Below are 23,838 nucleotides of genomic sequence, written 5' to 3' on the forward strand. Positions count from 1 at the left end.
CTCTGAAGCGGGAAAGCGTAATATGCACATCCCGCGCCGCTGAGAAAGCGAGGCGGCACTGCTCTTTAACAATTTATCAGACAATCTGTGTGGGCACTCGAAGATACGGATTCTTAAACGTCGCAAGACGCTAAATGAATACCAAGTCTCAACGAGTGAACATACGTAATTCATTACGAAGTTTAATTCATTGAGCATCAAACACTTAAATTGAAGAGTTTGATCATGGCTCAGATTGAACGCTGGCGGCAGGCCTAACACATGCAAGTCGAACGGTAGCACAGAGAGCTTGCTCTTGGGTGACGAGTGGCGGACGGGTGAGTAATGTCTGGGAAACTGCCCGATGGAGGGGGATAACTACTGGAAACGGTAGCTAATACCGCATAACGTCGCAAGACCAAAGTGGGGGACCTTCGGGCCTCACACCATCGGATGTGCCCAGATGGGATTAGCTAGTAGGTGGGGTAATGGCTCACCTAGGCGACGATCCCTAGCTGGTCTGAGAGGATGACCAGCCACACTGGAACTGAGACACGGTCCAGACTCCTACGGGAGGCAGCAGTGGGGAATATTGCACAATGGGCGCAAGCCTGATGCAGCCATGCCGCGTGTATGAAGAAGGCCTTCGGGTTGTAAAGTACTTTCAGCGAGGAGGAAGGCATTGTGGTTAATAACCGCAGTGATTGACGTTACTCGCAGAAGAAGCACCGGCTAACTCCGTGCCAGCAGCCGCGGTAATACGGAGGGTGCAAGCGTTAATCGGAATTACTGGGCGTAAAGCGCACGCAGGCGGTCTGTCAAGTCGGATGTGAAATCCCCGGGCTCAACCTGGGAACTGCATTCGAAACTGGCAGGCTAGAGTCTTGTAGAGGGGGGTAGAATTCCAGGTGTAGCGGTGAAATGCGTAGAGATCTGGAGGAATACCGGTGGCGAAGGCGGCCCCCTGGACAAAGACTGACGCTCAGGTGCGAAAGCGTGGGGAGCAAACAGGATTAGATACCCTGGTAGTCCACGCCGTAAACGATGTCGACTTGGAGGTTGTTCCCTTGAGGAGTGGCTTCCGGAGCTAACGCGTTAAGTCGACCGCCTGGGGAGTACGGCCGCAAGGTTAAAACTCAAATGAATTGACGGGGGCCCGCACAAGCGGTGGAGCATGTGGTTTAATTCGATGCAACGCGAAGAACCTTACCTACTCTTGACATCCAGAGAACTTAGCAGAGATGCTTTGGTGCCTTCGGGAACTCTGAGACAGGTGCTGCATGGCTGTCGTCAGCTCGTGTTGTGAAATGTTGGGTTAAGTCCCGCAACGAGCGCAACCCTTATCCTTTGTTGCCAGCGGTTCGGCCGGGAACTCAAAGGAGACTGCCAGTGATAAACTGGAGGAAGGTGGGGATGACGTCAAGTCATCATGGCCCTTACGAGTAGGGCTACACACGTGCTACAATGGCATATACAAAGAGAAGCGACCTCGCGAGAGCAAGCGGACCTCATAAAGTATGTCGTAGTCCGGATCGGAGTCTGCAACTCGACTCCGTGAAGTCGGAATCGCTAGTAATCGTAGATCAGAATGCTACGGTGAATACGTTCCCGGGCCTTGTACACACCGCCCGTCACACCATGGGAGTGGGTTGCAAAAGAAGTAGGTAGCTTAACCTTCGGGAGGGCGCTTACCACTTTGTGATTCATGACTGGGGTGAAGTCGTAACAAGGTAACCGTAGGGGAACCTGCGGTTGGATCACCTCCTTACCTTAAAGAAACGTGCTTTGAAGTGTCCACACAGATTGTCTGATAGAAGTAATGAGCAAAATAGTACCGAGTCCCCATCGTCTAGAGGCCTAGGACACTGCCCTTTCACGGCTGTAACAGGGGTTCGAATCCCCTTGGGGACGCCATACCGGATAATGAGTGAAAGACATTATCCACGATATCTCAAAACTGACTTTCGAGTCACGTTTGAGATATTTGCTCTTTAAAAATCTGGATCAAGCTGAAAATTGAAACGACACACTGTGTCTGTTCTCCGTAATAAGAACAGATAAGCGGTGTGTTCGAGTCTCTCAAATTTTCGCAACGCGGAATGTTTTACGAAACATCTTCGGGTTGTGAGGTTAAGCGACTAAGCGTACACGGTGGATGCCCTGGCAGTCAGAGGCGATGAAGGACGTGCTAATCTGCGATAAGCGTCGGTAAGGTGATATGAACCGTTATAACCGACGATTTCCGAATGGGGAAACCCAGTGTGTTTCGACACACTATCATTACGTGAATACATAGCGTAATGAAGCGAACCGGGGGAACTGAAACATCTAAGTACCCCGAGGAAAAGAAATCAACCGAGATTCCCCTAGTAGCGGCGAGCGAACGGGGAGCAGCCCAGAGTCTGAATCAGCATGTGTGTTAGTGGAACGGTCTGGAAAGTCCGGCGATACAGGGTGATAGCCCCGTACACAAAAATGCATGTGTTGTGAACTCGAAGAGTAGGGCGGGACACGTGGTATCCTGTCTGAATATGGGGGGACCATCCTCCAAGGCTAAATACTCCTGACTGACCGATAGTGAACCAGTACCGTGAGGGAAAGGCGAAAAGAACCCCGGCGAGGGGAGTGAAACAGAACCTGAAACCGTGTACGTACAAGCAGTGGGAGCCTTGATTTATCAGGGTGACTGCGTACCTTTTGTATAATGGGTCAGCGACTTATATTCTGTAGCAAGGTTAACCGAATAGGGGAGCCGAAGGGAAACCGAGTCTTAACTGGGCGTTAAGTTGCAGGGTATAGACCCGAAACCCGGTGATCTAGCCATGGGCAGGTTGAAGGTTGGGTAACACTAACTGGAGGACCGAACCGACTAATGTTGAAAAATTAGCGGATGACTTGTGGCTGGGGGTGAAAGGCCAATCAAACCGGGAGATAGCTGGTTCTCCCCGAAAGCTATTTAGGTAGCGCCTCGTGAATTCATCTTCGGGGGTAGAGCACTGTTTCGGCTAGGGGGTCATCCCGACTTACCAACCCGATGCAAACTACGAATACCGAAGAATGTTATCACGGGAGACACACGGCGGGTGCTAACGTCCGTCGTGAAGAGGGAAACAACCCAGACCGCCAGCTAAGGTCCCAAAGTCACAGTTAAGTGGGAAACGATGTGGGAAGGCTCAGACAGCCAGGATGTTGGCTTAGAAGCAGCCATCATTTAAAGAAAGCGTAATAGCTCACTGGTCGAGTCGGCCTGCGCGGAAGATGTAACGGGGCTAAACTGTGCACCGAAGCTGCGGCAGCGACACTATGTGTTGTTGGGTAGGGGAGCGTTCTGTAAGCCGTTGAAGGTGTCCTGTGAGGGGTGCTGGAGGTATCAGAAGTGCGAATGCTGACATAAGTAACGATAATGCGGGTGAAAAACCCGCACGCCGGAAGACCAAGGGTTCCTGTCCAACGTTAATCGGGGCAGGGTGAGTCGACCCCTAAGGCGAGGCCGAAAGGCGTAGTCGATGGGAAACAGGTTAATATTCCTGTACTTGGTGTTACTGCGAAGGGGGGACGGAGAGGGCTATGTTAGCCGGGCGACGGTTGTCCCGGTTTAAGCATGTAGGCGGAGAGTTTAGGTAAATCCGGACTCTTATTAACGCTGAGGTGTGATGACGAGGCACTACGGTGCTGAAGTAACAAATGCCGCACTTCCAGGAAAAGCCTCTAAGCATCAGGTAACATCAAATCGTACCCCAAACCGACACAGGTGGTCAGGTAGAGAATACCAAGGCGCTTGAGAGAACTCGGGTGAAGGAACTAGGCAAAATGGTGCCGTAACTTCGGGAGAAGGCACGCTGATATGTAGGTGAAGTGGTTTACCCATGGAGCTGAAATCAGTCGAAGATACCAGCTGGCTGCAACTGTTTATTAAAAACACAGCACTGTGCAAACACGAAAGTGGACGTATACGGTGTGACGCCTGCCCGGTGCCGGAAGGTTAATTGATGGGGTTAGCTGTAAGGCGAAGCTCTTGATCGAAGCCCCGGTAAACGGCGGCCGTAACTATAACGGTCCTAAGGTAGCGAAATTCCTTGTCGGGTAAGTTCCGACCTGCACGAATGGCGTAATGATGGCCAGGCTGTCTCCACCCGAGACTCAGTGAAATTGAACTCGCTGTGAAGATGCAGTGTACCCGCGGCAAGACGGAAAGACCCCGTGAACCTTTACTATAGCTTGACACTGAACACTGGTCCTTGATGTGTAGGATAGGTGGGAGGCTTTGAAGTGTGGACGCCAGTCTGCATGGAGCCAACCTTGAAATACCACCCTTTAATGGCTGGTGTTCTAACGTAGACCCGTTACCCGGGTTGCGGACAGTGTCTGGTGGGTAGTTTGACTGGGGCGGTCTCCTCCTAAAGAGTAACGGAGGAGCACGAAGGTTAGCTAATCCTGGTCGGACATCAGGAGGTTAGTGCAATGGCATAAGCTAGCTTGACTGCGAGAGTGACGGCTCGAGCAGGTGCGAAAGCAGGTCATAGTGATCCGGTGGTTCTGAATGGAAGGGCCATCGCTCAACGGATAAAAGGTACTCCGGGGATAACAGGCTGATACCGCCCAAGAGTTCATATCGACGGCGGTGTTTGGCACCTCGATGTCGGCTCATCACATCCTGGGGCTGAAGTAGGTCCCAAGGGTATGGCTGTTCGCCATTTAAAGTGGTACGCGAGCTGGGTTTAGAACGTCGTGAGACAGTTCGGTCCCTATCTGCCGTGGGCGCTGGAGAATTGAGGGGGGCTGCTCCTAGTACGAGAGGACCGGAGTGGACGCATCACTGGTGTTCGGGTTGTCATGCCAATGGCATTGCCCGGTAGCTAAATGCGGAAAAGATAAGTGCTGAAAGCATCTAAGCACGAAACTTGCCCCGAGATGAGTTCTCCCTGACTCCTTGAGAGTCCTGAAGGAACGTTGAAGACTACGACGTTGATAGGCTGGGTGTGTAAGCGTAGCGATACGTTGAGCTAACCAGTACTAATGAACCGTGAGGCTTAACCTTACAACGCCAAAGGTGTTTTGTTGGTGATGAGACACGATATTCAGCTTGAGACAGATTAAATCGACATGCAGAGATGCGTGTTGATAAACAGAATTTGCCTGGCGGCAACAGCGCGGTGGTCCCACCTGACCCCATGCCGAACTCAGAAGTGAAACGCCGTAGCGCCGATGGTAGTGTGGGGTCTCCCCATGCGAGAGTAGGGAACTGCCAGGCATCAAATAGTGAAGAAGCCCATCCTGCCGGATGGGCTTTTTTGCGTGTGTGCGAAATGAAAGCACGGATAAAACTCCGGCCTACATTCCGTTCCTTTTATTACCTACCCCTGCAGCTAATCCTAAATCGTTCTCTTGCTAACAAAAAATGTGATATCCATCACTCATTTCTGTATAACAATTATATAACATTTCGTTTACTAAAATATCTGCCTGCGTGACGTGTACGCCCGGTAAGGCAGGAGACCGTTTTTGGCAGGAGTTAATAAATGGCTGTAAACAGTGTGACGCCGGAAGGGACGCTTACCGACGGCGATACTCGCCGTCGAATAATGGCAATCGTCGGAGCATCATCCGGGAACCTTGTTGAATGGTTTGATTTTTATGTTTACTCATTCTGTTCTCTGTACTTCGCCCATATTTTTTTCCCATCTGGAAATACCACCACTCAATTGCTTCAGACCGCTGGCGTATTTGCAGCCGGGTTTTTAATGCGTCCGATTGGTGGTTGGTTATTTGGTCGCATAGCCGATCGTCGCGGGCGTAAAGTCTCGATGCTAATCTCTGTATGCATGATGTGCTTCGGCTCTCTGGTTATTGCTTGCCTACCGGGCTATAGCGTAATTGGTACCTGGGCTCCCGCATTGTTACTGTTAGCGCGCCTGTTCCAGGGAATATCCGTTGGTGGTGAATATGGCACCAGCGCGACCTACATGAGTGAAGTCGCAATTGAAGGCCGTAAAGGATTCTATGCATCATTCCAATACGTTACGTTAATTGGTGGCCAACTGTTAGCTGTTCTGGCGGTGGTCATTTTGCAAAACGTCCTGAGCAGTGAAGACCTCCATGCCTGGGGATGGCGTATTCCATTTGCAATGGGTGCTGTGCTGGCGATTGTTGCTCTTTGGTTGCGTCGCCAACTGGATGAAACCTCGCAGAAAGAAACACGTACGTTAAAAGAGGCGGGATCATTCAAAGGACTGTGGCGAAATCGTAAAGCTTTTATGATGGTGCTTGGTTTTACCGCAGCAGGCTCGCTGAGTTTCTATACCTTTACTACCTATATGCAGAAATATCTGGTCAATACGGCGGGTATGAGCGCGAACCTCGCAAGTCTTATTATGACTGCGGCGCTATTTGTCTACATGTTGGTCCAGCCACTTTTCGGTCTACTCTCTGATAGAGTTGGGCGACGCACCTCGATGCTTTGTTTTGGCGCATTAGCCACGCTGTTTACCGTACCCATTCTTACGGCGCTTCAAAATGTCACTTCGCCATATGCCGCATTTGCATTGGTCATGTGCGCGTTGCTGATCACGAGCTTCTACACTTCCATCAGCGGCATCCTGAAAGCTGAGATGTTCCCGGCACAAGTGCGCGCGCTTGGGGTGGGACTCTCGTATGCGGTTGCCAATGCATTGTTTGGCGGTTCTGCGGAATATGTGGCTTTATCGCTAAAATCTTCAGGTATAGAAACAGTCTTCTTCTGGTATGTAACCGTTATGGCCGCGCTGGCGTTCCTGGTATCTTTAAAACTGCACCGGAAAGGGAAGGGATTACGTTTGTAACGCTAATGATGCGCCAGTTGCCACACCGTATAACCCGTTGTGGCACCGGCGACATCCCATGCAAAGTCTTTCCAGCTCCAACCGCTCCCAGTGGGGCGGCTATCCCATAGTTCTTTCGATGCCCCCAGACTCACGGAAAACATAAAGCCAATCGCGGCACTGCGATCGCGATTAATACCTTGATGCTGAGCATATTCATTGCCGGCAGCAGCCAGCATGGCTGAAGCAATAAAATGTTGCGCTTTATCCTGCCCGGTCCAGGCATCATTAGCCATATGGCTACAGCCGCTAAGCGTTAACATACAACAAAGGAGAGCGATGCGTGACATACCTACCCCTGAAAAAAAGCCCCGTCTGAATGGGGCTATGTTTTAAAGAATACGGCTGATAAGTCTATCGATACGGATACGTCGTAAACGGCGGATAAGTTTTCTTACCTTCACCGGATAATCAGCAATACTCTGCAGATCGCGGTAGTGATTAACGACAGTGGTGTGCTGACGAATCAAATCCAGCTCTTTCTGGCGCATCGATGCCAGCTGCCTTTTCGGGTCGTGAATCAACACAGCGTTTTCCAGATCCAGACGCCAGGCCCGTGGATTGAGGTTGTTACCGGTAAGCAACATCCACTCGTTATCAACCCACATCCCTTTCAGGTGATAGCTGTTATCAGCATCTTTCCACAGGCGAACCACGAGCTGATCGGTATTAATATAATACTGGAGTCGGCTCAGGAAGCGTCGCAGGTTAATCTCATACAGATAGGGGAGTGCGCCGATAATCTTAAACGGCTCATTTTCCGGAATATAGAAGTCGTTAGCGGTCTTATCGCCGACGATAATCTCAACTTTCTTACCTTCTCGCAGCAGGCGAATAATATTGCGAACCAGCAACGCAGGCAGGTTGAAATATGGTGTGCAGATAGTCAACTTTTCTTCGGCACACGGCATCAAATGGAAAATTGTTTTGTTGAGCTCGCTGGATTTGCCTAAACCGACCAGCGGTGTCACGGTCAGTTCATCATCACCCGCATTACCCTGGTAATGGTAACCGGTATCGCGGAGTTCCTGACGATATTGACGGATCTCATTTTTGATTTCCGGACTTTTTGGTCGCTCGCTACTGTCCAGGCGATTAACGCCGCGACCTTCAACCAGATTTTGTAAAACCCAGTTAAACATGATATCCGCCATCTGTGGATTGCGAATGCACTGATAACGATCGTAGCGATATTTATCATGCTGATGTAGATAGACATCGTTGATGCTCGCGCCGCTATAGAGCACGGAATCATCAATAATAAAGCCTTTAAAGTGCAGCACGCCAAGAGCTTCACGCGTGTTGATAGGCACGCCATAAACCGGAACATCTACGCCCGGATTCTCTTTGGCTGTACGGCAATACCAGTCAGCATTGGTATTTGAAGCGGCTGCGCCAATACGCCCACGCTGTGCGCGGTGCCAATCAACCAGAACCCGGACATCCAGCTCCGGGCGTTGACGTTTGGCATCGTACAGGGCTTGCAGAATCGTCTTTCCGGCGTCGTCCTGTTCGAGGTATAACGCGACGATACAAATCCGGCGTGTAGCGCTGGCGATTTTTGCGAGCAGGGCTTCACGGAAATCTGCTGGAGCATAGAAAAACTCAATATCATCAACAGACTGTGAAAGCTTGGGTAGTTGGGCAAGGTGTTGTTGATGTTTATTACGCTTAAATTTTGACAACATCACAGTGCGTTTCTTCTCTGATTTAGTGAAGGGTCTTCTGTATCAGGCAGACGACGTAAGCGGTCGATGATACCATCTCTGCCGGGCAAGGGCAGCATTTCCAGCAACTTAGTCATCAGTTAGCCTCAGCGATAATCCAACAATGCCATCTTCGAGCTGAATGTCTACCTCGAAACCAAGCTTCCTCGCGAGTGCTATCATTCCACGATTGTTCGGCATCGTAATCCCGTTTAGCCGTGCCAAACCGTGAGCGCGGGTGTAGCCGATTAATTTATCCAGCAAGCGCCCGCCGAGGCCGAGACCTTTTAGATCAGAACGAACCAGCACGGCGAACTCAGCATCAATATTATCGGGATCGGAAATTGCTCGCGTGACCCCCAGGATCTCGGTGCGATCGCCAGTTCCATATACAGCAACAAAAGCCATTTCTCGATCGTAGTCGATCTGCGTCATGTTGGCTAAATCATCATGGGTAAATTCGTTGATCTCATTAAAGTAACGATAATAGAGATCTTCTTTTGTGACCCGCGCAATAAACTGCTGCAACAGTGGTTCATCCTCCGGCAAAATCGGCCGGAAAAGACACTGGTCACCGTTCTTCATCGTGACCCACTCCTCAAGGTGCTGGGGGTAGGGGCGTATGGCAAGACGGCTTTCGCTGGAGCCGCTGAACGGCGCAATATCCAGACTGACGTCGAGCGCGGTGAATTCATTGCCTGAGGCAAGCAGAGGATGGATATCCAGACGCTGGATCTCCGGGCAATCGACTATCAGATTCGAAACCTGCACCAAAAGTTGGCTGAGGCCGGCAATATCAAGCGGACGCAATGCACTACGCCCACGGATTTTCTTGCTCTTAATCGCCTGGATAACCAGATAGCGGGCTAACGTCATGTTGAGCGGCGGCAGTGCGACGGCGGCCTGATCTTCTGCACGCCACTCTACGCCGCCTTCACCCAGCATGATCAGCGGACCAAATACCGGATCATGTTCAACTACCACGCGCAGCTCCTGAGCTCCGGCACGGTTCGCCATACTTTGTACCAATAGGCCGTGAATGCGCGCCTGGGGCCAGGTCATTTTCACTCGATCGAGGATAGCATCTGCCGCCTGCTGTACCTCGGCGGCGGTGCGCAGATAGAGCATCACCCCCTGAACCTCTGATTTATGCGGGATGTCCGGCGAGCGCAGCTTCAACGCGACCGGATAGCCAATTTGCTCGGCGATATGCACCGCTTCGGCGCTATCGGAAGCAATCCAGGTTGGTAACGTATTCAGACCGTAAACATTTAAAATGGGGCGTACTTCATGGGTATCCAGCGCACGAACGCCGTTATCGATCGCCTGCTGTAATAGCTCATGTGCCTGAGCACTATTGGCGGCCAGACTCTGCGGCAAAGCCGGGGTTTCACGCAGTTGCTTCTGGTTTCGACGATATTCCACCATATGCATAAAGGCGGTAATCGTTCCTTCCGGGGTCCGGTAGGTGGGAATACCGGCATCGCTGAACATCCGACGTGCTTCAATTGAGGAATATTCCCCACACCAGTTGGTGAGCACGCTGATGTAATTTCCACGCGGATGGTGCTTGATAAGCTCAATCAACGCGGCGGCGCTTTCGCTCCCCGTTGCGGTAGCGCTGGGGGCATGAATGATCATTAACGCATCCAGATCTGGACTATTGAGCAAGACGTTAACCGCTGAAGAATAATGGCTGATACTGGCATCATCGCGTAGATCTAACGGGTTGTTAGCTTCAACGGTATCTGGTAACAGCGCCTGAAGCTGTTGGCGCGTCTCATCGCTTAGTGTAGCGAGTTTACCATTGCGCGCCCAATGTTCATCCAGTGCCAGTGCGGCAGGGGCTGCGCCGTTACTGATAATCATCAACCGTTCACCACGCAGTGGGCGCATATGGCTAAGGGTTTCTACGGCAGAAAACAGTTCATGGGTATCCTGCACTCGCAGTAACCCGGCACGTTGAATGGCAGCGTCCCAGGCGGGATCCATTCCGGAATTGACGTGCAACAAGCGCTGAGCCGCAGGGCTCCGACCACTTTTAATCACCAGTATAGGTTTGTTACGTGAGGCGCTGCGGGCGGCAGAAACAAAGCGCCGGGCGTCACTCAATTGCTCCAGATAGAGCAAAATTGCACTGGTCTTGCTATCACGCGCCAGGTAATCGAGCAGATCATCCACGTCGATATCCAGACTATCACCCAACGCAATAAAGTAGGAGAAGCCCATTTCGCGCTGTTGCGCCCAGTCCAGTATGGTATTGGAGACGGCAGCAGACTGGGAAATAAACGCCAGTTTGCCTTTACGGATAGGAACCGGCGAGAAACTGGCGTTCAGCCCCTGCCATGGCGCCAGCAGTCCCAGACTGTTCGGCCCGAGCAGACGCATCTGATAACGTGCGGCGCACTCTTTAAGCGCGCTGAATTGATCGGGAGTGGAAGACAGAATAATGCAGGTCTTACAGCCTTTTTCGCCCAGAGATTCCAGTAACTCCAGATTACGGCGGGCGTGGGTGCACAGCACCGCCAGGTCGGGGGAGAAGGGGAGACTGTCGATGGTCGGCCACGCCAGTACGCCAAGCACAGCTTTCCATGTTGGCGTAACGGGTAAAACCGGGCCAGCAAAACCGCCCGCCAGCAGGTTTTGCATCATCAAGAAACCGGCACGCTGTGGCTTCATTGAAGCGCCAATAACCGCGATAGATTTTGGCCTAAGAAGTGCTTCCAGCCCACGCTGACTCATACCGGTTTTCCTTACGCGACAGTGATCGTATGAGTTTAACCGTTTTCCGTCTGGAGGGTTGTGATGTTGCCCTGATGATGCGCTTTTCCTGCCAGATAGTTTTCACGAAAACGGGTGAAGTGCTGGCTAAGCGCCGTAGCCGCGCCGGTATCACCCGCTAAATCCAACAGGGCAATGGCGACCTCGGCAGTGCAGTACTGACCTTCGGCATGGACTTCGCGCAGGCTGTAGGCCGATACGCGGGAGAGATCGACGGAAATCAGCGGCAGGTTATCCAGCCATGGACTTTTGCGGAACATTTTCCGCGCTTCCGGCCAGGTTCCGTCTAACATAATAAAAAGCGGCGGCTTACCGGAAGGCGGCGCGCTAAGTACCTGACGTTCGGGGCCAGCATATGAGGACGGGAATACGACCATTGGCTGATAATCGGGATTTTTGACTAGATCCAGCAATGCCTGTGGCGGTTCAGTACGCGACCACTGGAAAGCGTCAGTCAGCGGTAAAATATCGGCAATCAGACGACCGGTATTGCTTGGCTTCATTGGCTCGGTGTCGAACATCACCAGACAAAAACGACTGTTTGCTGGATGAGGAACAATGGTATTGCACAGACAATAGCCAGTGACCAGCAAGCAGCGCTGGCAGCGGCGAACCCGGTTACCACGGGCAAGAAAAGGGCGAGTCGCGCGGGCTAAACGCTCGGCGCGCAACCGAAGAACGGCATTATCATTCATGGGGATTGAGCGGCAAAAACGCTATTGTCGCAGAGGACAATACGGGGCACAAGATGTGCCCCGTCGGAACTATTGTTGAAGGGCTTCGTTCAACCAGCTTTCAAACGGTGCTTTCGGTACCGCGCCGTTTAGCATGTCGACCACTTCACCATTTTTGAAGATCATGATAGTTGGGATGCTGCGAATACGAAAACGTGCGCTGAGTTCACGCTCTGCTTCGGTATTCACTTTTACAAAGCGAACTTTACCGCTACGCTCTTCAGCAACATCTTCGAAAATGGGTGCAAAATTACGGCAAGGGCCACACCAGGGCGCCCAAAAATCGACGACAACCGGGAGATCGTCCTTCAGCAGTTTATCCAGCGTGCTGTCCGTGGCGTTGATAACATCACCATCAAACAAATCTTCACCACAGCGACCACATTTTGCCGCGTCGTTAAGACGCTCCTCAGGAATGCGATTAAGCGCCTGGCAGTGGGCACAAACGGTATTCATAACTCACCTCTGGGTCATTATGTTGCAGGACGGCAATGTTGCCGAATGTTTCTATAATGTTACACATTATCAACGAGACTGTATTAATCAACAATGCGTTTTATCCAATGGGTACAATAGTCGTAGTCTTTTTTATGAAGTAATGGCTAAGCGCTAACACATCAGGTAATCTGCGCGCTTCGCGCAGCGCAGGTGGAGAAAAACATGAGCGACGAACTAAAGAACAAAAACGGCAAGGTCAAAGTGATGTACGTCCGCAGTGACGATGACTCGGACAAACGCACCGAAAATCCACGTACTGGTAAAGGCGGAGGCCGTCCTGGCACATCCCGTGCTGGTACTTCCCGTGCCGAAGGTGGTCGTCGCCCTGCCCGTGATGACAGAAAAGGACCTAACAGCGATCGTGGCCGTGAACGAGGCCGTGACCGCGATGTTGAACGCGATCGCGACCGCGGTGACGGTTCCCCATGGCGTACGGTTTCTCGTGCCCCGGGTGATGAAACCATCGTGAAGCCGGATCACGGCGGCATCAGCGGTAAAAGCTTTATCGATCCAGAAGTACTGCGCCGTCAGCGCGCGGAAGAAACCCGTGTTTACGGTGAAAATGCCTGTCAGGCGCTGTTCCAGAGCCGCCCGGATGCGATTGTTCGCGCCTGGTTCGTACAGAGCGTTACCCCGCGCTTTAAAGAAGCGCTGCGTTGGATGGCAGCAAACCGTAAAGCCTATCACGTGGTTGATGAAGAAGAGCTGGCAAAAGCGTCTGGCACTGAACACCACGGTGGCGTTTGCTTCCTGATTAAAAAGCGTAACGGAACGTCCGTACAGCAATGGGTTTCCCAAAGCGGTGAAGATGATTGCGTGCTGGCGCTGGAAGATGCAGGTAACCCGCATAACCTCGGCGCAATGATCCGTAGCTGCGCGCACTTCGGTGTGAAAGGCGTTATCTTGCAGGATGCCGCTTTGCTGGAATCCGGTGCGGCAATTCGTACCGCAGAAGGCGGTGCCGAGCATGTTCAGCCGATTACGGGTGATAGCTTCATCGATGCGCTGGAGCAGTTCCGTAAAGCGGGCTACACCATCGTCACCACCAGCAGCAACGGCAATGGTTTACCGCTGTTTAAAGCGGAACTGCCGAAGAAAATGGTGCTGGCCTTAGGTCAGGATCGTGATGGCGTTTCCGAAGCTGCCGCCGCGATTGCGGATATGAGCGTATCAATTGACGGCACCCGTGCGGTAGAAGGCCTGAACGTCTCTGTGGCGACCGGCGTACTGCTGAGCGAATGGTGGCGTCAGCATAAAGCGTAAGCAAGCGCGATGTTGAAAAAAAACCGGTAGAGGCGACTCGACCGGTTTTTTTATATGTGCAATATTTCCCGGCGGCGCTGCGCTTGGCCGGGCTACGATTCAGATGTAGCCCGGCCAAGCGCAGCGCCGCCGGGAATACACCAGACTTACTCCGGCAAGACAGGCATCCAGTCAATCGGTGTTTCACCGCGTCGCTCCAGCCACTGATTAGTCTGCACAAAGTGATTGCTACCAAAAAATCCACGGTGTGCAGATAGCGGCGATGGATGCGGTGCTTTCAGCACGCAGTGGCGCTGGGTATCAATAATCGCGCCTTTTTTCTGCGCGTGCGCTCCCCATAATAAGAACACTACGCCTTCGCGGTGTTCGTTAATCAGCGCGATCACTTTATCGGTAAAGGTTTCCCAGCCGAGGCTGGCGTGTGAATGCGCCTGCCCTGCACGAACGGTCAGTACAGTGTTGAGCAGCAGCACGCCCTGGCGTGCCCAACTTTCAAGGTAGCCGTGGTTCGGGCGCGTAAAACCAGGGATGGTTCCTTCAAGCTCTTTGTACATATTCAGTAGAGAGGGTGGTGTTGCGATACCCGGCTGTACGGAGAAGGCCAGACCGTGTGCCTGATTAGGACCGTGATATGGGTCCTGCCCGAGGATCACGACCTTCACATCGTTTAATTCGGTAAAGCGAAAGGCGTTAAACACATCTTTCTGCGGCGGATAGATAGTCTCACCCGACTGACGCTCATTGGCGACCGTGGTAAGCGTGTTAACGAAGTAAGGTTGTTGTTTTTCAGTGGCCAGCACATCATGCCAGGTTAAAGGGGTTGTCATCTCGCTCTCCTGCGAATCTCTATCACCCTAGCTTAACTGCTTCTTTCTCCATCACAAAATCGGATGGTCTTTAAAGAGGAATGAGCCAAAAAAAAGTTGAATATTTACAAGGATTTTTGTTATTTACGAGCTGTGTAACTTGATGCAAAACAAGTATTTCCTCTCATGACCACTTTGTGGGTATGGTTTTTATTGATTTAAATCAAAGAATCAAGGGTGCTCGAGGGGTATATATACACTCAAGCAACAATGGTTTTACCAATTGGCCGCGAGACGGTCGATTAAAAACGAATATAAAGAGCCTAGGGAGGCATCAAATGATTACAGGTATCCAGATTACTAAAACGGCTAACAACGACCTGATGAACTCATTCTGGCTGCTCGACAGCGAGAAAGGTGAAGCTCGCTGCCTGTGTGCCAAAGGTGGTTATAAAGAAGATGACGTGGTTGCACTGAGTGCGCTGGGCGACATCGAATACCGTGAAATCCCGGTTGAAGCAAAACCAGAAGTTCGCGTAGAAGGTGGTCAGCACCTGAACGTTAACGTTCTGCGTCGCGAAACCCTGATGGATGCGGTTGAACACCCAGAAAAATATCCGCAGCTGACCATCCGCGTTTCCGGCTATGCCGTACGCTTTAACTCTCTGACGCCAGAACAGCAGCGCGACGTTATCGCTCGTACCTTCACCGAAAGCCTGTAATTTCTCAGGGGTGGGAGGTTAGGGCGTCGAATTAGCTGACGCCGGTGGATAAGTCCCCTCGCAGATTTCTGCGGGGGGATTTTTTTTACAGCTTCTGCTCGCGCCCAACCAGAATGGTGGTGAGCGTGAAAGAAAGCACCAGCGCAATGGCGACCCCTGAAAGGGCAAAAATAAACCCGGGCCCGATATAAGCGGGCAGGCTGAAGATACTCGATAAGATATAGCCATACAGCCGCACACCGAAGAACGCAATAAATGCCGAGGCGAGAGAGCTCGCGACGGTCGCGGCAATAAACGCTTTTTTATAGCGCGTCAGTACGCCAAACAGAGCAGGCTCGGTGATCCCCAGTAATGCCGAGATTGCGGCGGACAGAGTCACGGTGCGGTTGTCTTTGTTCAGACGCCAGATAGCAAAGGTCGCCCCCGCGATAGCCATATTAGCCATAAACATCATTGGCATCAGCATGTCATAGCCACGATCGCTGAAATTTTGCAGCGCGATTGGCGTCATGGCATGGTGCATTCCGGTGAGAATGGCAACGGGGCGAATCGCCCCGACAACCAGCCCGGCAAAGCTTGCCGATACGCCAAACAATCCTTCAATAAACCACGCGAGCATTTTCCCCAACCAGATCCCGATGGGGCCGATAATCACCAGCGCTGCCAGCGCACCGATAAACAGCGTCAACGTAGGAGTAAATACCGTCTTCAGCACTTCTGGCATGACTCTATCCACCGCCTGATGGATATATTTCAGCGCGAGAATTGAGAAAATGACCGGGATGACGCTTGAAGCATAGTTAAATACCGAAACGGGGATGGTGTTGAGTAGCCAAAGCGCAGAAACCGCACCATCCTGATGCGCCACCAGGGCCTTTGCAGCGTCAATTAGCGTGGGATACATCAGACAAGCCGCGACAGCAACGGCCAGATACTCATTGGTTTTAAAGATTTTTGCCGCCGAAACCGCCAGGAAAAACGGCAGGAAATAAAATACGCCGCTGGCAATCAGGTCGATAATCATCACGGTGTCGCTTTGGGTCGATACGAACTTTAGGGCGATCAACCCTGCCAGCAAACCTTTGATCATCCCGGCCCCCGCAATGGCGGGAACAATCGGGCCAAACACGCCGGAGACGGTATCCATAAACAGCGACACCAGGCTTTTCCGTTCTTTTTTTTTCCCGCTGGCGGCCGTTTTATCACCCGCACCCAGCGTATCCTGTAGCAACTCGTACCAACCGTTGACTTTTGGCCCGATAATTATCTGAAACTGATCGCTTTGCAACTGCGCACCTAATACACCGGGCAACTGCTTAATCTCATCCTGGGCAATTTTATTATCATCAACCAAATCAAAGCGTAGTCGGGTCATACAGTGCCAGACTTTATTGATATTCTCCGGCCCGCCCACCAGACGAATAATCCTGCTGATAGCCTCTTGCGTCCCCATAACGGCTCCTGCGATAAGTTTGTTATTTTCTTGTGTCGCTGAATAGTAAGTAAGCCAATCAATAAAAACAAACCAATAAAATATGATGATAGTCACATTTTGCCGTTTATTGGGCGCTGAGTGTGATTGTTTTGGGTAATTGGTTCGTTTTTTTAATATAAATAACGTCATTAACAGACCAAAAAAATTAAATAATAAAAATGTTTACCCATGACTAAAAATAGGGCGAAGATAATGCCATTCTTATTTTTATTTTCCACAGGGAGCCGTCTGTGAAACCTACGCTAATTACTGCGATTGAGTGCTTTATCACCCGTCCCGATCGCCATAACCTGGTGACGGTCAGAGTGACCACCGATAACGGAACGGTAGGGCTAGGCTGCGCAACTTTCCAGCAACGACCGCTGGCGGTGAAAACGCTGGTGGATGAATACCTGCAACCTCTGTTGCTAGGCCGCGATGCGAACAACATCGAAGATCTCTGGCAGATGATGAACGTCAACGCATACTGGCGCAACGGCCCTCTGATGAATAACGCGATCTCCGGCGTGGATATGGCGCTATGGGACATTAAAGCGCAGCTGGCGGGCATGCCGTTATATCAATTGTTGGGAGGAAAATCGCGCGATGCCATTGCGGCCTACACTCATGCTAGTGGAGAAACGCCGGAAGCGCTTTTTGTCTCGGTCGATAAATTGTTGGATCAGGGTTATCGTCATATTCGCTGTCAGCTGGGATTTTATGGCGGCACGCCGCAAGAAATGCAGACGCCGGAAAATCCAACGCCGGGAGCCTGGTACGATCAGGATGAATACGTTCGCAACACTGTCGAAATGTTCCGCTTGCTACGCGTACGTTATGGGCACCGTTTCCATATTCTGCATGATGTTCATGAACGCTTATTCCCGCAGCAGGCATTACAGTTGGCGAAACAACTTGAGCCTTACCAACCCTGGTTTATTGAAGACATTTTGTCACCACAGCAAAGCCCGTGGCTGGCACAAATTCGCCAGCAGAGCAGTATCCCGCTGGCGATGGGGGAGCTGTTTAACAACCCGGCGGAATGGCACGATCTTATTGTTAACCGGCAGATTGATTTTATCCGCTGTCATATTTCACAGATTGGCGGCATTACCCCAGCCTTGAAGCTGGCGGTTCTCTGTCAGGCTTTTGGTGTGCGCCTGGCCTGGCATGGCCCGGGAGATATGACGCCAATCGGCGTGGCGGTAAATACCCATCTGAACATTCACCTGCATAATGCGGCTATCCAGGAATATATTCCGCGCTCGACGTCTACCGATGCTATTTTCCCCGGCGCACCTCATGTAAAAAATGGCTTTATCTACCCACCCACCGCACCGGGGATTGGTGTCGGTTTTGATGAGGCGCTGGCACGAGAAAATCCGGTGGTTTACCGCCCGCATGAATGGACGCAAAGTCGCTTGCCGGACGGCGCTATCCACACACCGTGAGTTACGCTTGCGGTTGCTGACGAAAGGCGAGGTTATCGCGGTTATGGGGGATCACGTAGGTGCAGGAGTAGTTAATATCGATGATGTCGCTAATCTCATACACGCGCCCGCCGTCGAGGATCCCGCGGTTATTGATGTGCATGGCCGGGCTGCCTTTTTTACAACCCAGTAAAATAGCCTGCTCCCGGCTCACGCTCACAGCGCGATAGCTGGTCAGCAGGTGCGAAATCGGGAATCCCTTCTCCAGCACGTACTGCTGTAGAGAGCGTTCAATAACCTCCTGACTGAGGTCGGTGAACAGGGCAGCAGGCATACGGGATATTTCGATTTGCGTAGCAATGTCATCGACAAAACGCAGACGACAAAATTGCCAGATAAAGTCATCCTCGGAGAGGCCAAATATTTGCTGATCTTCCCGGTCTGGACGCTTTTTATGCAGGCTTATCATCCGGTAGCGCATCTGATCAAAGCGCTTCTCGGTAATCGAGTTATAGACCAGCGGATTACTGCGCGTCTGCTCGTTTATCCAGATCCCTGAGCCCTGCACAATTCTGACAACACCAATGCTGGCCAGCTTTTCCAGTGCCTGGCGAATGGTGAAGCGTGAAACGCCGTACTCCTGAGCCAGTTGACGTTCTGGTGGCAGCTTACGCGCACTGCCGCTGTGTTGTTGATAGATTTTGCTAAGGAGATCTTGAGTCACAAACTCTTTTTTCTTCATGGCAGACGGCTCTTATCCCTGAATACGAAAACGCCGGGAAGTTATCCCGGCGTTTAATTTACTCTTCGGTGCTCTGCTCTACAGCATCGCTGCCGCTTGGCTTGCGGCGTTTGCCAACGTTCTTGGCATCGCGGTGACGTTTCTTCACGCGCGGTTTTTCTTTATCTTTCTCTTTTTGCTCGGCACGTTTTGCGAGCGCTTTTTTCGATGGCTTGCCGGTCATCTTCTCGCTTGGCGGACGAGTCACTGGGCGCAGCCCCTCGATCACGCGGGCTTTAAGTGGCTCATCAACATAGCGGCCAATCTTCATCAGCAGTACGTAGTCGTGAGCCTCAACCAGAGAAATCGCGGTACCTTTACGCCCCGCACGACCGGTACGCCCGATACGGTGCAGGTAAGTGTCACCACTGCGCGGCATATCGAAGTTGATAACGTGGCTCACGTCAGGGATATCAATACCACGTGCCGCAACGTCTGTTGCAACCAGCACGTTAACGCGACCTTCGGTCAGACGTTTAATGCCTTCGGTACGCTTAACTTGCGGCATTTCGCCTTCAAGATAGCAGTTGTTGATATTAATAGAGCGCAGCTTATCAGCCAGTTCGTGCACACGCTCACGCTTGCGTACAAATATGATGGTACGCGTGGCGTCTTCTTGTTTCAGCAAGTGCTCAAGCAGTTTGAATTTGTGGTCGAAATCATCGGCACGGTAGTACCACTGATGAATCTTCTTGCGCTCGCGCGTGGAAGGATCGGCAGAGACTTCTACCGGATCTTCTAGCAGACGCTCAGCAAAATCTTTAATCGCATCGCCTTCAAGGGTTGCGGAGAACAGCAGAGTTTGTTTACGCCAGCGGGTTTCACCGGCGATATGCTCGATATCCTGAGCAAAGCCCAGATCCAGCATACGGTCAGCTTCATCCAGGATCAGCGTTTCAACGGCGCGGCAGTCGAAGTTTTCTTCTTTAATGTATTGCATCAAACGACCGGTGGTCGCGACGACAATATCCTGGTTTTCGCTGAACACTTCAGCGTGGTTCATATATGCCACGCCACCGGTGATGGTCGCGATGTCCAGATTTGTATTTTTTGCCAGCTCGCGGGCATGATCGGCAACCTGCATTGCCAGCTCACGGGTTGGTGTGAGGATCAAAATACGCGGCGGGCCGGATTTTTTGCGCGGGAAGTCGAGCAGGTGCTGCAACGCAGGCAGCAAATACGCCGCTGTTTTACCGGTGCCGGTTGGCGCAGAACCGAGAACGTCACGTCCTTCGAGCGCAGGCGGAATGGCGGCGGCCTGGATGGCAGTTGGGCGCGTAAAGCCTTTACTCTGGAGGGCTTCCAGCAGGCTTTCGTCAAGTTCAAGTTCGGAAAAAGTCGTTACAGTCATGATTACCTCTGTGTGAGGCGGTGATTATAGACGTTACAGCTTTAATCTTCATCTGTTTGTATGGCTATCTGTTCTCGGGTATTGTTCATAACCGAAATATTATCTCGTTTTATCGGCAAGGTCGCATATGACGTCTGACTCTAAATCCGTGTTGCGCCGCAACGGGTTTACCTTTAAAAATTTTTTTGTGGCTCACGATCGCTGTGCGATGAAGATTGGCACCGATGGCATTTTACTCGGCGCCTGGTCCCCGATTGCTCGTGTTAAGCGGATTCTGGATATTGGCACCGGCAGTGGACTGCTGGCGTTAATGCTAGCACAGCGCACCGATGACAGCGTGATGATAGACGCCGTTGAATTGGATGAAGAGGCGGCGGAGCAGGCGCGGGAAAACGTTGCTGAATCTCCGTGGGCGGACAGAATTCAGGTACACACGGCGGATATCCAGCCGTGGATTGCGGGACTGACTACGCGCTACAACCTGATTGTCAGCAACCCGCCTTACTATGAACAGGGCGTTGAATGTTCGACGCCGCAGCGTGAACAGGCGCGTTATACGACAACGCTCAATCATCAGACGTTACTGACGTGCGCGGCCGATGCTATCACCGAAGACGGTTTCTTTTGCGTCGTATTACCCGAAAATATCGGCCAGACTTTTACTCAGCAAGCGCTGTCGATGGGCTGGCATTTGCGTTTACGCACCGATGTCGCTGAAACCCAAGTGCGCCTGCCGCATCGGGTTCTATTGGCATTCTCGCCGAAAGTGGGGGAGTGCTTTAGCGACAGGCTGGTGATTCGGGGGCCAGAACAGCAGTATTCGGAAGGTTACACTGCCCTGACCCAAGCGTTCTATTTATTTATGTGAACGAGCGGTGAGAGTACCGATGGGCCAGATTCTGCTAATAAATCCGGGTAATCCAGCGTGTAATGCAGCCCTCGACTCTCTTTTCGCATCATCGCACAACGTACGATAAGTTCCGCGACCTGCACCAGATTACGCAGCTCCAGCAGATTATTGGACACGCGGAAACGGGAATAGTACTCGTCCAGCTCTTGCTGCAACATGTTGATGCGGCGCAGCGCGCGTTCCAGTCGTTTGGTGGAGCGCACAATTCCGACGTAATCCCACATAAACAGGCGCAGCTCGTGCCAGTTATGCTGAATCACCACCAGCTCATCAGAATCTTCAACCCGGCTTTCATCCCACGTGGGCAGTTTTTCTGCCTGGCGGGCGTAAGGCATCCGTTTATGGATATCTTCCGCAGCCGACCAGCCATACACCAAACATTCCAGCAACGAGTTTGATGCCATACGGTTAGCGCCGTGTAGCCCGGTATAGCTCACTTCACCAATCGCATACAGGCCGTCCACGTCGGTGCGACCATAGTCGTCGACCATCACGCCACCGCAGGTATAGTGCGCCGCAGGGACAATTGGCACCGGCTCTTTGGTTAAATCGATACCCAGCCCGATTAATTTTTCATAAATCATCGGGAAATGCTGACGTACAAAGGCTTCCGGCTTGTGACTAATGTCCAGGTACATACAGTCAACGCCCAGACGTTTCATCTCATGATCAATTGCACGGGCCACGATATCGCGCGGAGCCAGCTCACCACGCGCGTCGAAATCCGGCATAAAACGGCTACCATCGGGGCGTTTTAAGTGTGCGCCTTCGCCACGCAGAGCCTCTGTCAGCAGGAAGTTACGTGCCTGTGGATGATACAGTGCGGTAGGATGGAATTGGTTAAATTCGAGATTCGCCACGCGGCAACCTGCGCGCCAGGCCATGGCGATACCGTCCCCGGAGGAAATATCCGGATTGGTAGTGTATTGATACACCTTCGATGCGCCGCCGGTTGCCAGCACGACTGATTTTGCCGCACAGGTTTCAACCTTCTCTTTATTACGATCCCAGATCCACGCGCCAACCACGCGCCGGGTCCCCGGTAAACCGATTTTATCCGAGACGATGAGATCGACGGCATTACTGCGTTCGAGTACGCGAATATTAGGGTGGTTTAACGCTTTGCTGACCAGCGTGTTTTCCACTTCTCGCCCGGTGGCATCGGCGGCATGCAAAATGCGCCGGTGGCTATGGCCGCCTTCACGGGTTAAATGATAGCTCTCTTCCCCGTTAGCCTGGATCTGAGTATCAAAAAGCACTCCCTGGTCGATAAGCCACTGTACGCAATGCTTTGCATTGCTGGCGACAAACGACACGGCTTGTTTGTCGCAAATACCGGCACCGGCAATTAGCGTATCTTCAATGTGCGAGTCAATGCTGTCGGTTTCGTCGAAAACGGCAGCAATCCCCCCTTGAGCGTAGAAGGTTGAACCTTCACTAATGGGGCCTTTGCTCAATACGATAACTGAACTGTGTTCAGCAAGACGCAGTGCCAGCGACAAACCGGCAGCACCGCTACCGACGATCAGGACATCACAGGAAAGTTCTGGAAGTGAGTTCATTTGCTTTGTTTAATTTACTAAACACGGTTTGGGCAGAGTAGCACTATAAAAGCGACGAGGGCAGGGTTTTTTTACGCTATGGTTGTAATGACTAAACAATGATGACAAAACCGGACGCGAAAAATCATAAGATAACTACGAGCGCGGACAGCTATTTATGATGAAATAAAGGCCGGGTTACGTTACTCTTCACTGGATTTGCGTTTTTATTTCGCAACTTACGTATTGTTGTGTATTGGCAGACATATAATGACAGACAATGAAGCGTCTGCTGATCAACAAAAAACAAAGCGTGACGGAACTTTACGAAAATCGAACACTCTAAGTTTCTGCTTGCTCATAATGCATAGTAGTAGAGTGGCATTCTGATTACGCATGGGAATAGGGTTTGGGGAGACATTACCTCGGATGAGCGAGCAGTTAACGGACCAGGTCCTGGTTGAACGGGTCCAGAAAGGAGATCAAAAAGCTTTTAACCTGCTGGTGGTGCGCTATCAGCATAAGGTTGCGAGTCTGGTCTCCCGTTATGTGCCATCTGGCGATGTGCCGGATGTCGTACAAGAGTCTTTTATAAAGGCCTATCGCGCGCTGGATTCTTTCCGGGGAGATAGTGCTTTCTATACGTGGCTGTATCGTATTGCAGTGAATACGGCCAAAAATTACCTGGTTGCTCAGGGCCGTCGTCCGCCGTCAAGCGATGTTGACGCGAGCGAAGCTGAAAACTTTGAAAGCGGCGGCGCTTTGAAAGAAATTTCGAACCCTGAGAACTTAATGTTGTCAGAAGAACTGAGACAAATCGTTTTTCGCACCATTGATGCGCTTCCGGAAGATTTACGCATGGCAATTACCTTGCGGGAGCTAGATGGCCTAAGCTATGAAGAGATAGCGGCTATCATGGATTGTCCGGTCGGTACGGTTCGTTCACGTATTTTCCGGGCGCGAGAAGCTATTGATAATAAAGTTCAACCGCTTATCAGGCGTTGA

Annotated in this window: 16 protein-coding genes, 1 tRNA gene and 3 rRNA genes; 10 read left to right on the plus strand and 10 right to left on the minus strand. The window is 51.7% G+C overall.

Annotated elements, in window-relative coordinates:
- The first annotated feature begins 207 nt into the window (after positions 1 to 207).
- The 5 genes from U0026_RS06395 (at position 208) to U0026_RS06415 (ending at position 6,797) form a co-directional block, all read left to right on the plus strand.
- A 16S ribosomal RNA gene (locus U0026_RS06395) occupies positions 208 to 1,747 on the plus strand.
- Between the two features lie 70 nt (positions 1,748 to 1,817).
- Positions 1,818 to 1,893, plus strand: a tRNA-Glu gene (locus U0026_RS06400).
- Between the two features lie 214 nt (positions 1,894 to 2,107).
- Positions 2,108 to 5,017, plus strand: a 23S ribosomal RNA gene (locus tag U0026_RS06405).
- Positions 5,018 to 5,114: 97 nt separating this feature from the next.
- Positions 5,115 to 5,230 (plus strand): 5S ribosomal RNA (rrf, locus tag U0026_RS06410).
- Together the 16S, 23S and 5S rRNA genes with 1 tRNA gene alongside form the textbook arrangement of a ribosomal RNA operon.
- Positions 5,231 to 5,498: 268 nt before the next feature.
- Positions 5,499 to 6,797: an MFS transporter gene (locus tag U0026_RS06415; RefSeq protein ID WP_062774619.1), complete on the plus strand. Its 1,299-nt coding sequence runs from the start codon at positions 5,499 to 5,501 to the stop codon at positions 6,795 to 6,797.
- 2 nt (positions 6,798 to 6,799) lie between these two features.
- Here the strand turns inward: U0026_RS06415 and U0026_RS06420 are convergent, their stop codons facing one another.
- The 5 genes from U0026_RS06420 to trxC all read right to left on the minus strand — a co-directional run bounded on the left by U0026_RS06420 (position 6,800) and on the right by trxC (position 12,513).
- Positions 6,800 to 7,126, minus strand: a complete 327-nt coding sequence (locus U0026_RS06420; protein WP_062774618.1) for a YfiM family lipoprotein — start codon at positions 7,124 to 7,126, stop codon at positions 6,800 to 6,802.
- 42 nt (positions 7,127 to 7,168) lie between these two features.
- Positions 7,169 to 8,524, minus strand: coding sequence for a CDP-diacylglycerol--serine O-phosphatidyltransferase (gene pssA / locus U0026_RS06425; RefSeq protein ID WP_062774616.1), 1,356 nt, complete (start codon positions 8,522 to 8,524; stop codon positions 7,169 to 7,171).
- A gap of 108 nt (positions 8,525 to 8,632) precedes the next feature.
- A complete protein-coding gene (locus U0026_RS06430) occupies positions 8,633 to 11,284 on the minus strand; it encodes a bifunctional acetate--CoA ligase family protein/GNAT family N-acetyltransferase (RefSeq protein WP_062774615.1) in 2,652 nt (883 codons plus the stop codon).
- Between the two features lie 35 nt (positions 11,285 to 11,319).
- Positions 11,320 to 12,018: a tRNA-uridine aminocarboxypropyltransferase gene (locus tag U0026_RS06435; protein WP_062774614.1), complete on the minus strand. Its 699-nt coding sequence runs from the start codon at positions 12,016 to 12,018 to the stop codon at positions 11,320 to 11,322.
- A 69-nt stretch (positions 12,019 to 12,087) separates the two neighbouring features.
- Positions 12,088 to 12,513 carry a thioredoxin TrxC gene (gene trxC / locus U0026_RS06440; protein ID WP_062774612.1) on the minus strand — a complete coding sequence of 142 codons (426 nt, stop codon included), beginning with the start codon at positions 12,511 to 12,513 and terminating at the stop codon, positions 12,088 to 12,090.
- A gap of 204 nt (positions 12,514 to 12,717) precedes the next feature.
- Between trxC and U0026_RS06445 the strand changes: the two genes are divergently transcribed.
- Positions 12,718 to 13,818: a tRNA/rRNA methyltransferase gene (locus U0026_RS06445; protein ID WP_062774611.1), complete on the plus strand. Its 1,101-nt coding sequence runs from the start codon at positions 12,718 to 12,720 to the stop codon at positions 13,816 to 13,818.
- A 146-nt stretch (positions 13,819 to 13,964) separates the two neighbouring features.
- Here U0026_RS06445 and ung read toward each other — a convergent pair whose 3' ends face one another.
- Entirely contained in the window at positions 13,965 to 14,645 is a 681-nt protein-coding gene (ung, locus tag U0026_RS06450; RefSeq protein WP_062774609.1) for a uracil-DNA glycosylase, read from the minus strand.
- A 317-nt stretch (positions 14,646 to 14,962) separates the two neighbouring features.
- Here ung and grcA point away from each other — a divergent pair, with 317 nt between their 5' ends.
- Positions 14,963 to 15,346, plus strand: a complete 384-nt coding sequence (grcA, locus tag U0026_RS06455; protein ID WP_062774607.1) for an autonomous glycyl radical cofactor GrcA — start codon at positions 14,963 to 14,965, stop codon at positions 15,344 to 15,346.
- 85 nt (positions 15,347 to 15,431) lie between these two features.
- Here grcA and U0026_RS06460 read toward each other — a convergent pair whose 3' ends face one another.
- Positions 15,432 to 16,799, minus strand: a complete 1,368-nt coding sequence (locus tag U0026_RS06460) for a PTS transporter subunit EIIC (protein ID WP_062774606.1) — start codon at positions 16,797 to 16,799, stop codon at positions 15,432 to 15,434.
- Positions 16,800 to 17,071: 272 nt separating this feature from the next.
- On the opposite strand from U0026_RS06460, the gene U0026_RS06465 reads away from it, so the two are divergent.
- Positions 17,072 to 18,271 (plus strand): enolase C-terminal domain-like protein, encoded by a 1,200-nt coding sequence (locus U0026_RS06465; RefSeq protein ID WP_062774604.1) that lies wholly within the window; start codon positions 17,072 to 17,074, stop codon positions 18,269 to 18,271.
- Position 18,272: 1 nt separating this feature from the next.
- Here the strand turns inward: U0026_RS06465 and U0026_RS06470 are convergent, their stop codons facing one another.
- The gene (locus U0026_RS06470) at positions 18,273 to 18,992 is read right to left on the minus strand and encodes a GntR family transcriptional regulator (RefSeq protein ID WP_062774603.1); all 720 of its coding nucleotides are present in this window, start codon (positions 18,990 to 18,992) and stop codon (positions 18,273 to 18,275) included.
- Between the two features lie 58 nt (positions 18,993 to 19,050).
- Positions 19,051 to 20,382 (minus strand): ATP-dependent RNA helicase SrmB, encoded by a 1,332-nt coding sequence (srmB, locus tag U0026_RS06475; RefSeq protein WP_062774601.1) that lies wholly within the window; start codon positions 20,380 to 20,382, stop codon positions 19,051 to 19,053.
- Positions 20,383 to 20,509: 127 nt separating this feature from the next.
- Here srmB and trmN point away from each other — a divergent pair, with 127 nt between their 5' ends.
- The gene (trmN, locus tag U0026_RS06480; protein ID WP_062774599.1) at positions 20,510 to 21,250 is read left to right on the plus strand and encodes a tRNA(1)(Val) (adenine(37)-N(6))-methyltransferase TrmN; all 741 of its coding nucleotides are present in this window, start codon (positions 20,510 to 20,512) and stop codon (positions 21,248 to 21,250) included.
- On the opposite strand, the gene nadB is transcribed toward trmN, so the two are convergent.
- Positions 21,235 to 22,854 carry an L-aspartate oxidase gene (nadB, locus tag U0026_RS06485; RefSeq protein ID WP_062774597.1) on the minus strand — a complete coding sequence of 540 codons (1,620 nt, stop codon included), beginning with the start codon at positions 22,852 to 22,854 and terminating at the stop codon, positions 21,235 to 21,237. The two genes, trmN and nadB, sit on opposite strands and share 16 nt — an antisense overlap.
- Before the next feature lie 408 nt (positions 22,855 to 23,262).
- On the opposite strand from nadB, the gene rpoE reads away from it, so the two are divergent.
- The gene (rpoE, locus tag U0026_RS06490) at positions 23,263 to 23,838 is read left to right on the plus strand and encodes an RNA polymerase sigma factor RpoE (protein ID WP_052282240.1); all 576 of its coding nucleotides are present in this window, start codon (positions 23,263 to 23,265) and stop codon (positions 23,836 to 23,838) included.

Source organism: Kluyvera intermedia (genome assembly GCF_034424175.1).
GTDB classification, from domain to species: Bacteria; Pseudomonadota; Gammaproteobacteria; order Enterobacterales; family Enterobacteriaceae; genus Kluyvera; species Kluyvera intermedia.

Excerpts from the sequence above, each read along its gene's own strand:
- U0026_RS06435 (WP_062774614.1), bottom strand. The coding sequence starts at position 12,018 with ATGAATGATAATGCCGTTCTTCGGTTGCGCGCCGAGCGTTTAGCCCGC.
- ung (WP_062774609.1), bottom strand. The coding sequence starts at position 14,645 with ATGACAACCCCTTTAACCTGGCATGATGTGCTGGCCACTGAAAAACAA.
- U0026_RS06415 (WP_062774619.1), top strand. The coding sequence starts at position 5,499 with ATGGCTGTAAACAGTGTGACGCCGGAAGGGACGCTTACCGACGGCGAT.
- nadB (WP_062774597.1), bottom strand. The coding sequence starts at position 22,854 with ATGAACTCACTTCCAGAACTTTCCTGTGATGTCCTGATCGTCGGTAGC.
- pssA (WP_062774616.1), bottom strand. The coding sequence starts at position 8,524 with ATGTTGTCAAAATTTAAGCGTAATAAACATCAACAACACCTTGCCCAA.
- U0026_RS06420 (WP_062774618.1), bottom strand. The coding sequence starts at position 7,126 with ATGTCACGCATCGCTCTCCTTTGTTGTATGTTAACGCTTAGCGGCTGT.
- srmB (WP_062774601.1), bottom strand. The coding sequence starts at position 20,382 with ATGACTGTAACGACTTTTTCCGAACTTGAACTTGACGAAAGCCTGCTG.
- grcA (WP_062774607.1), top strand. The coding sequence starts at position 14,963 with ATGATTACAGGTATCCAGATTACTAAAACGGCTAACAACGACCTGATG.
- rpoE (WP_052282240.1), top strand. The coding sequence starts at position 23,263 with ATGAGCGAGCAGTTAACGGACCAGGTCCTGGTTGAACGGGTCCAGAAA.
- trmN (WP_062774599.1), top strand. The coding sequence starts at position 20,510 with ATGACGTCTGACTCTAAATCCGTGTTGCGCCGCAACGGGTTTACCTTT.
- U0026_RS06460 (WP_062774606.1), bottom strand. The coding sequence starts at position 16,799 with ATGGGGACGCAAGAGGCTATCAGCAGGATTATTCGTCTGGTGGGCGGG.
- U0026_RS06430 (WP_062774615.1), bottom strand. The coding sequence starts at position 11,284 with ATGAGTCAGCGTGGGCTGGAAGCACTTCTTAGGCCAAAATCTATCGCG.
- U0026_RS06445 (WP_062774611.1), top strand. The coding sequence starts at position 12,718 with ATGAGCGACGAACTAAAGAACAAAAACGGCAAGGTCAAAGTGATGTAC.
- trxC (WP_062774612.1), bottom strand. The coding sequence starts at position 12,513 with ATGAATACCGTTTGTGCCCACTGCCAGGCGCTTAATCGCATTCCTGAG.
- U0026_RS06470 (WP_062774603.1), bottom strand. The coding sequence starts at position 18,992 with ATGAAGAAAAAAGAGTTTGTGACTCAAGATCTCCTTAGCAAAATCTAT.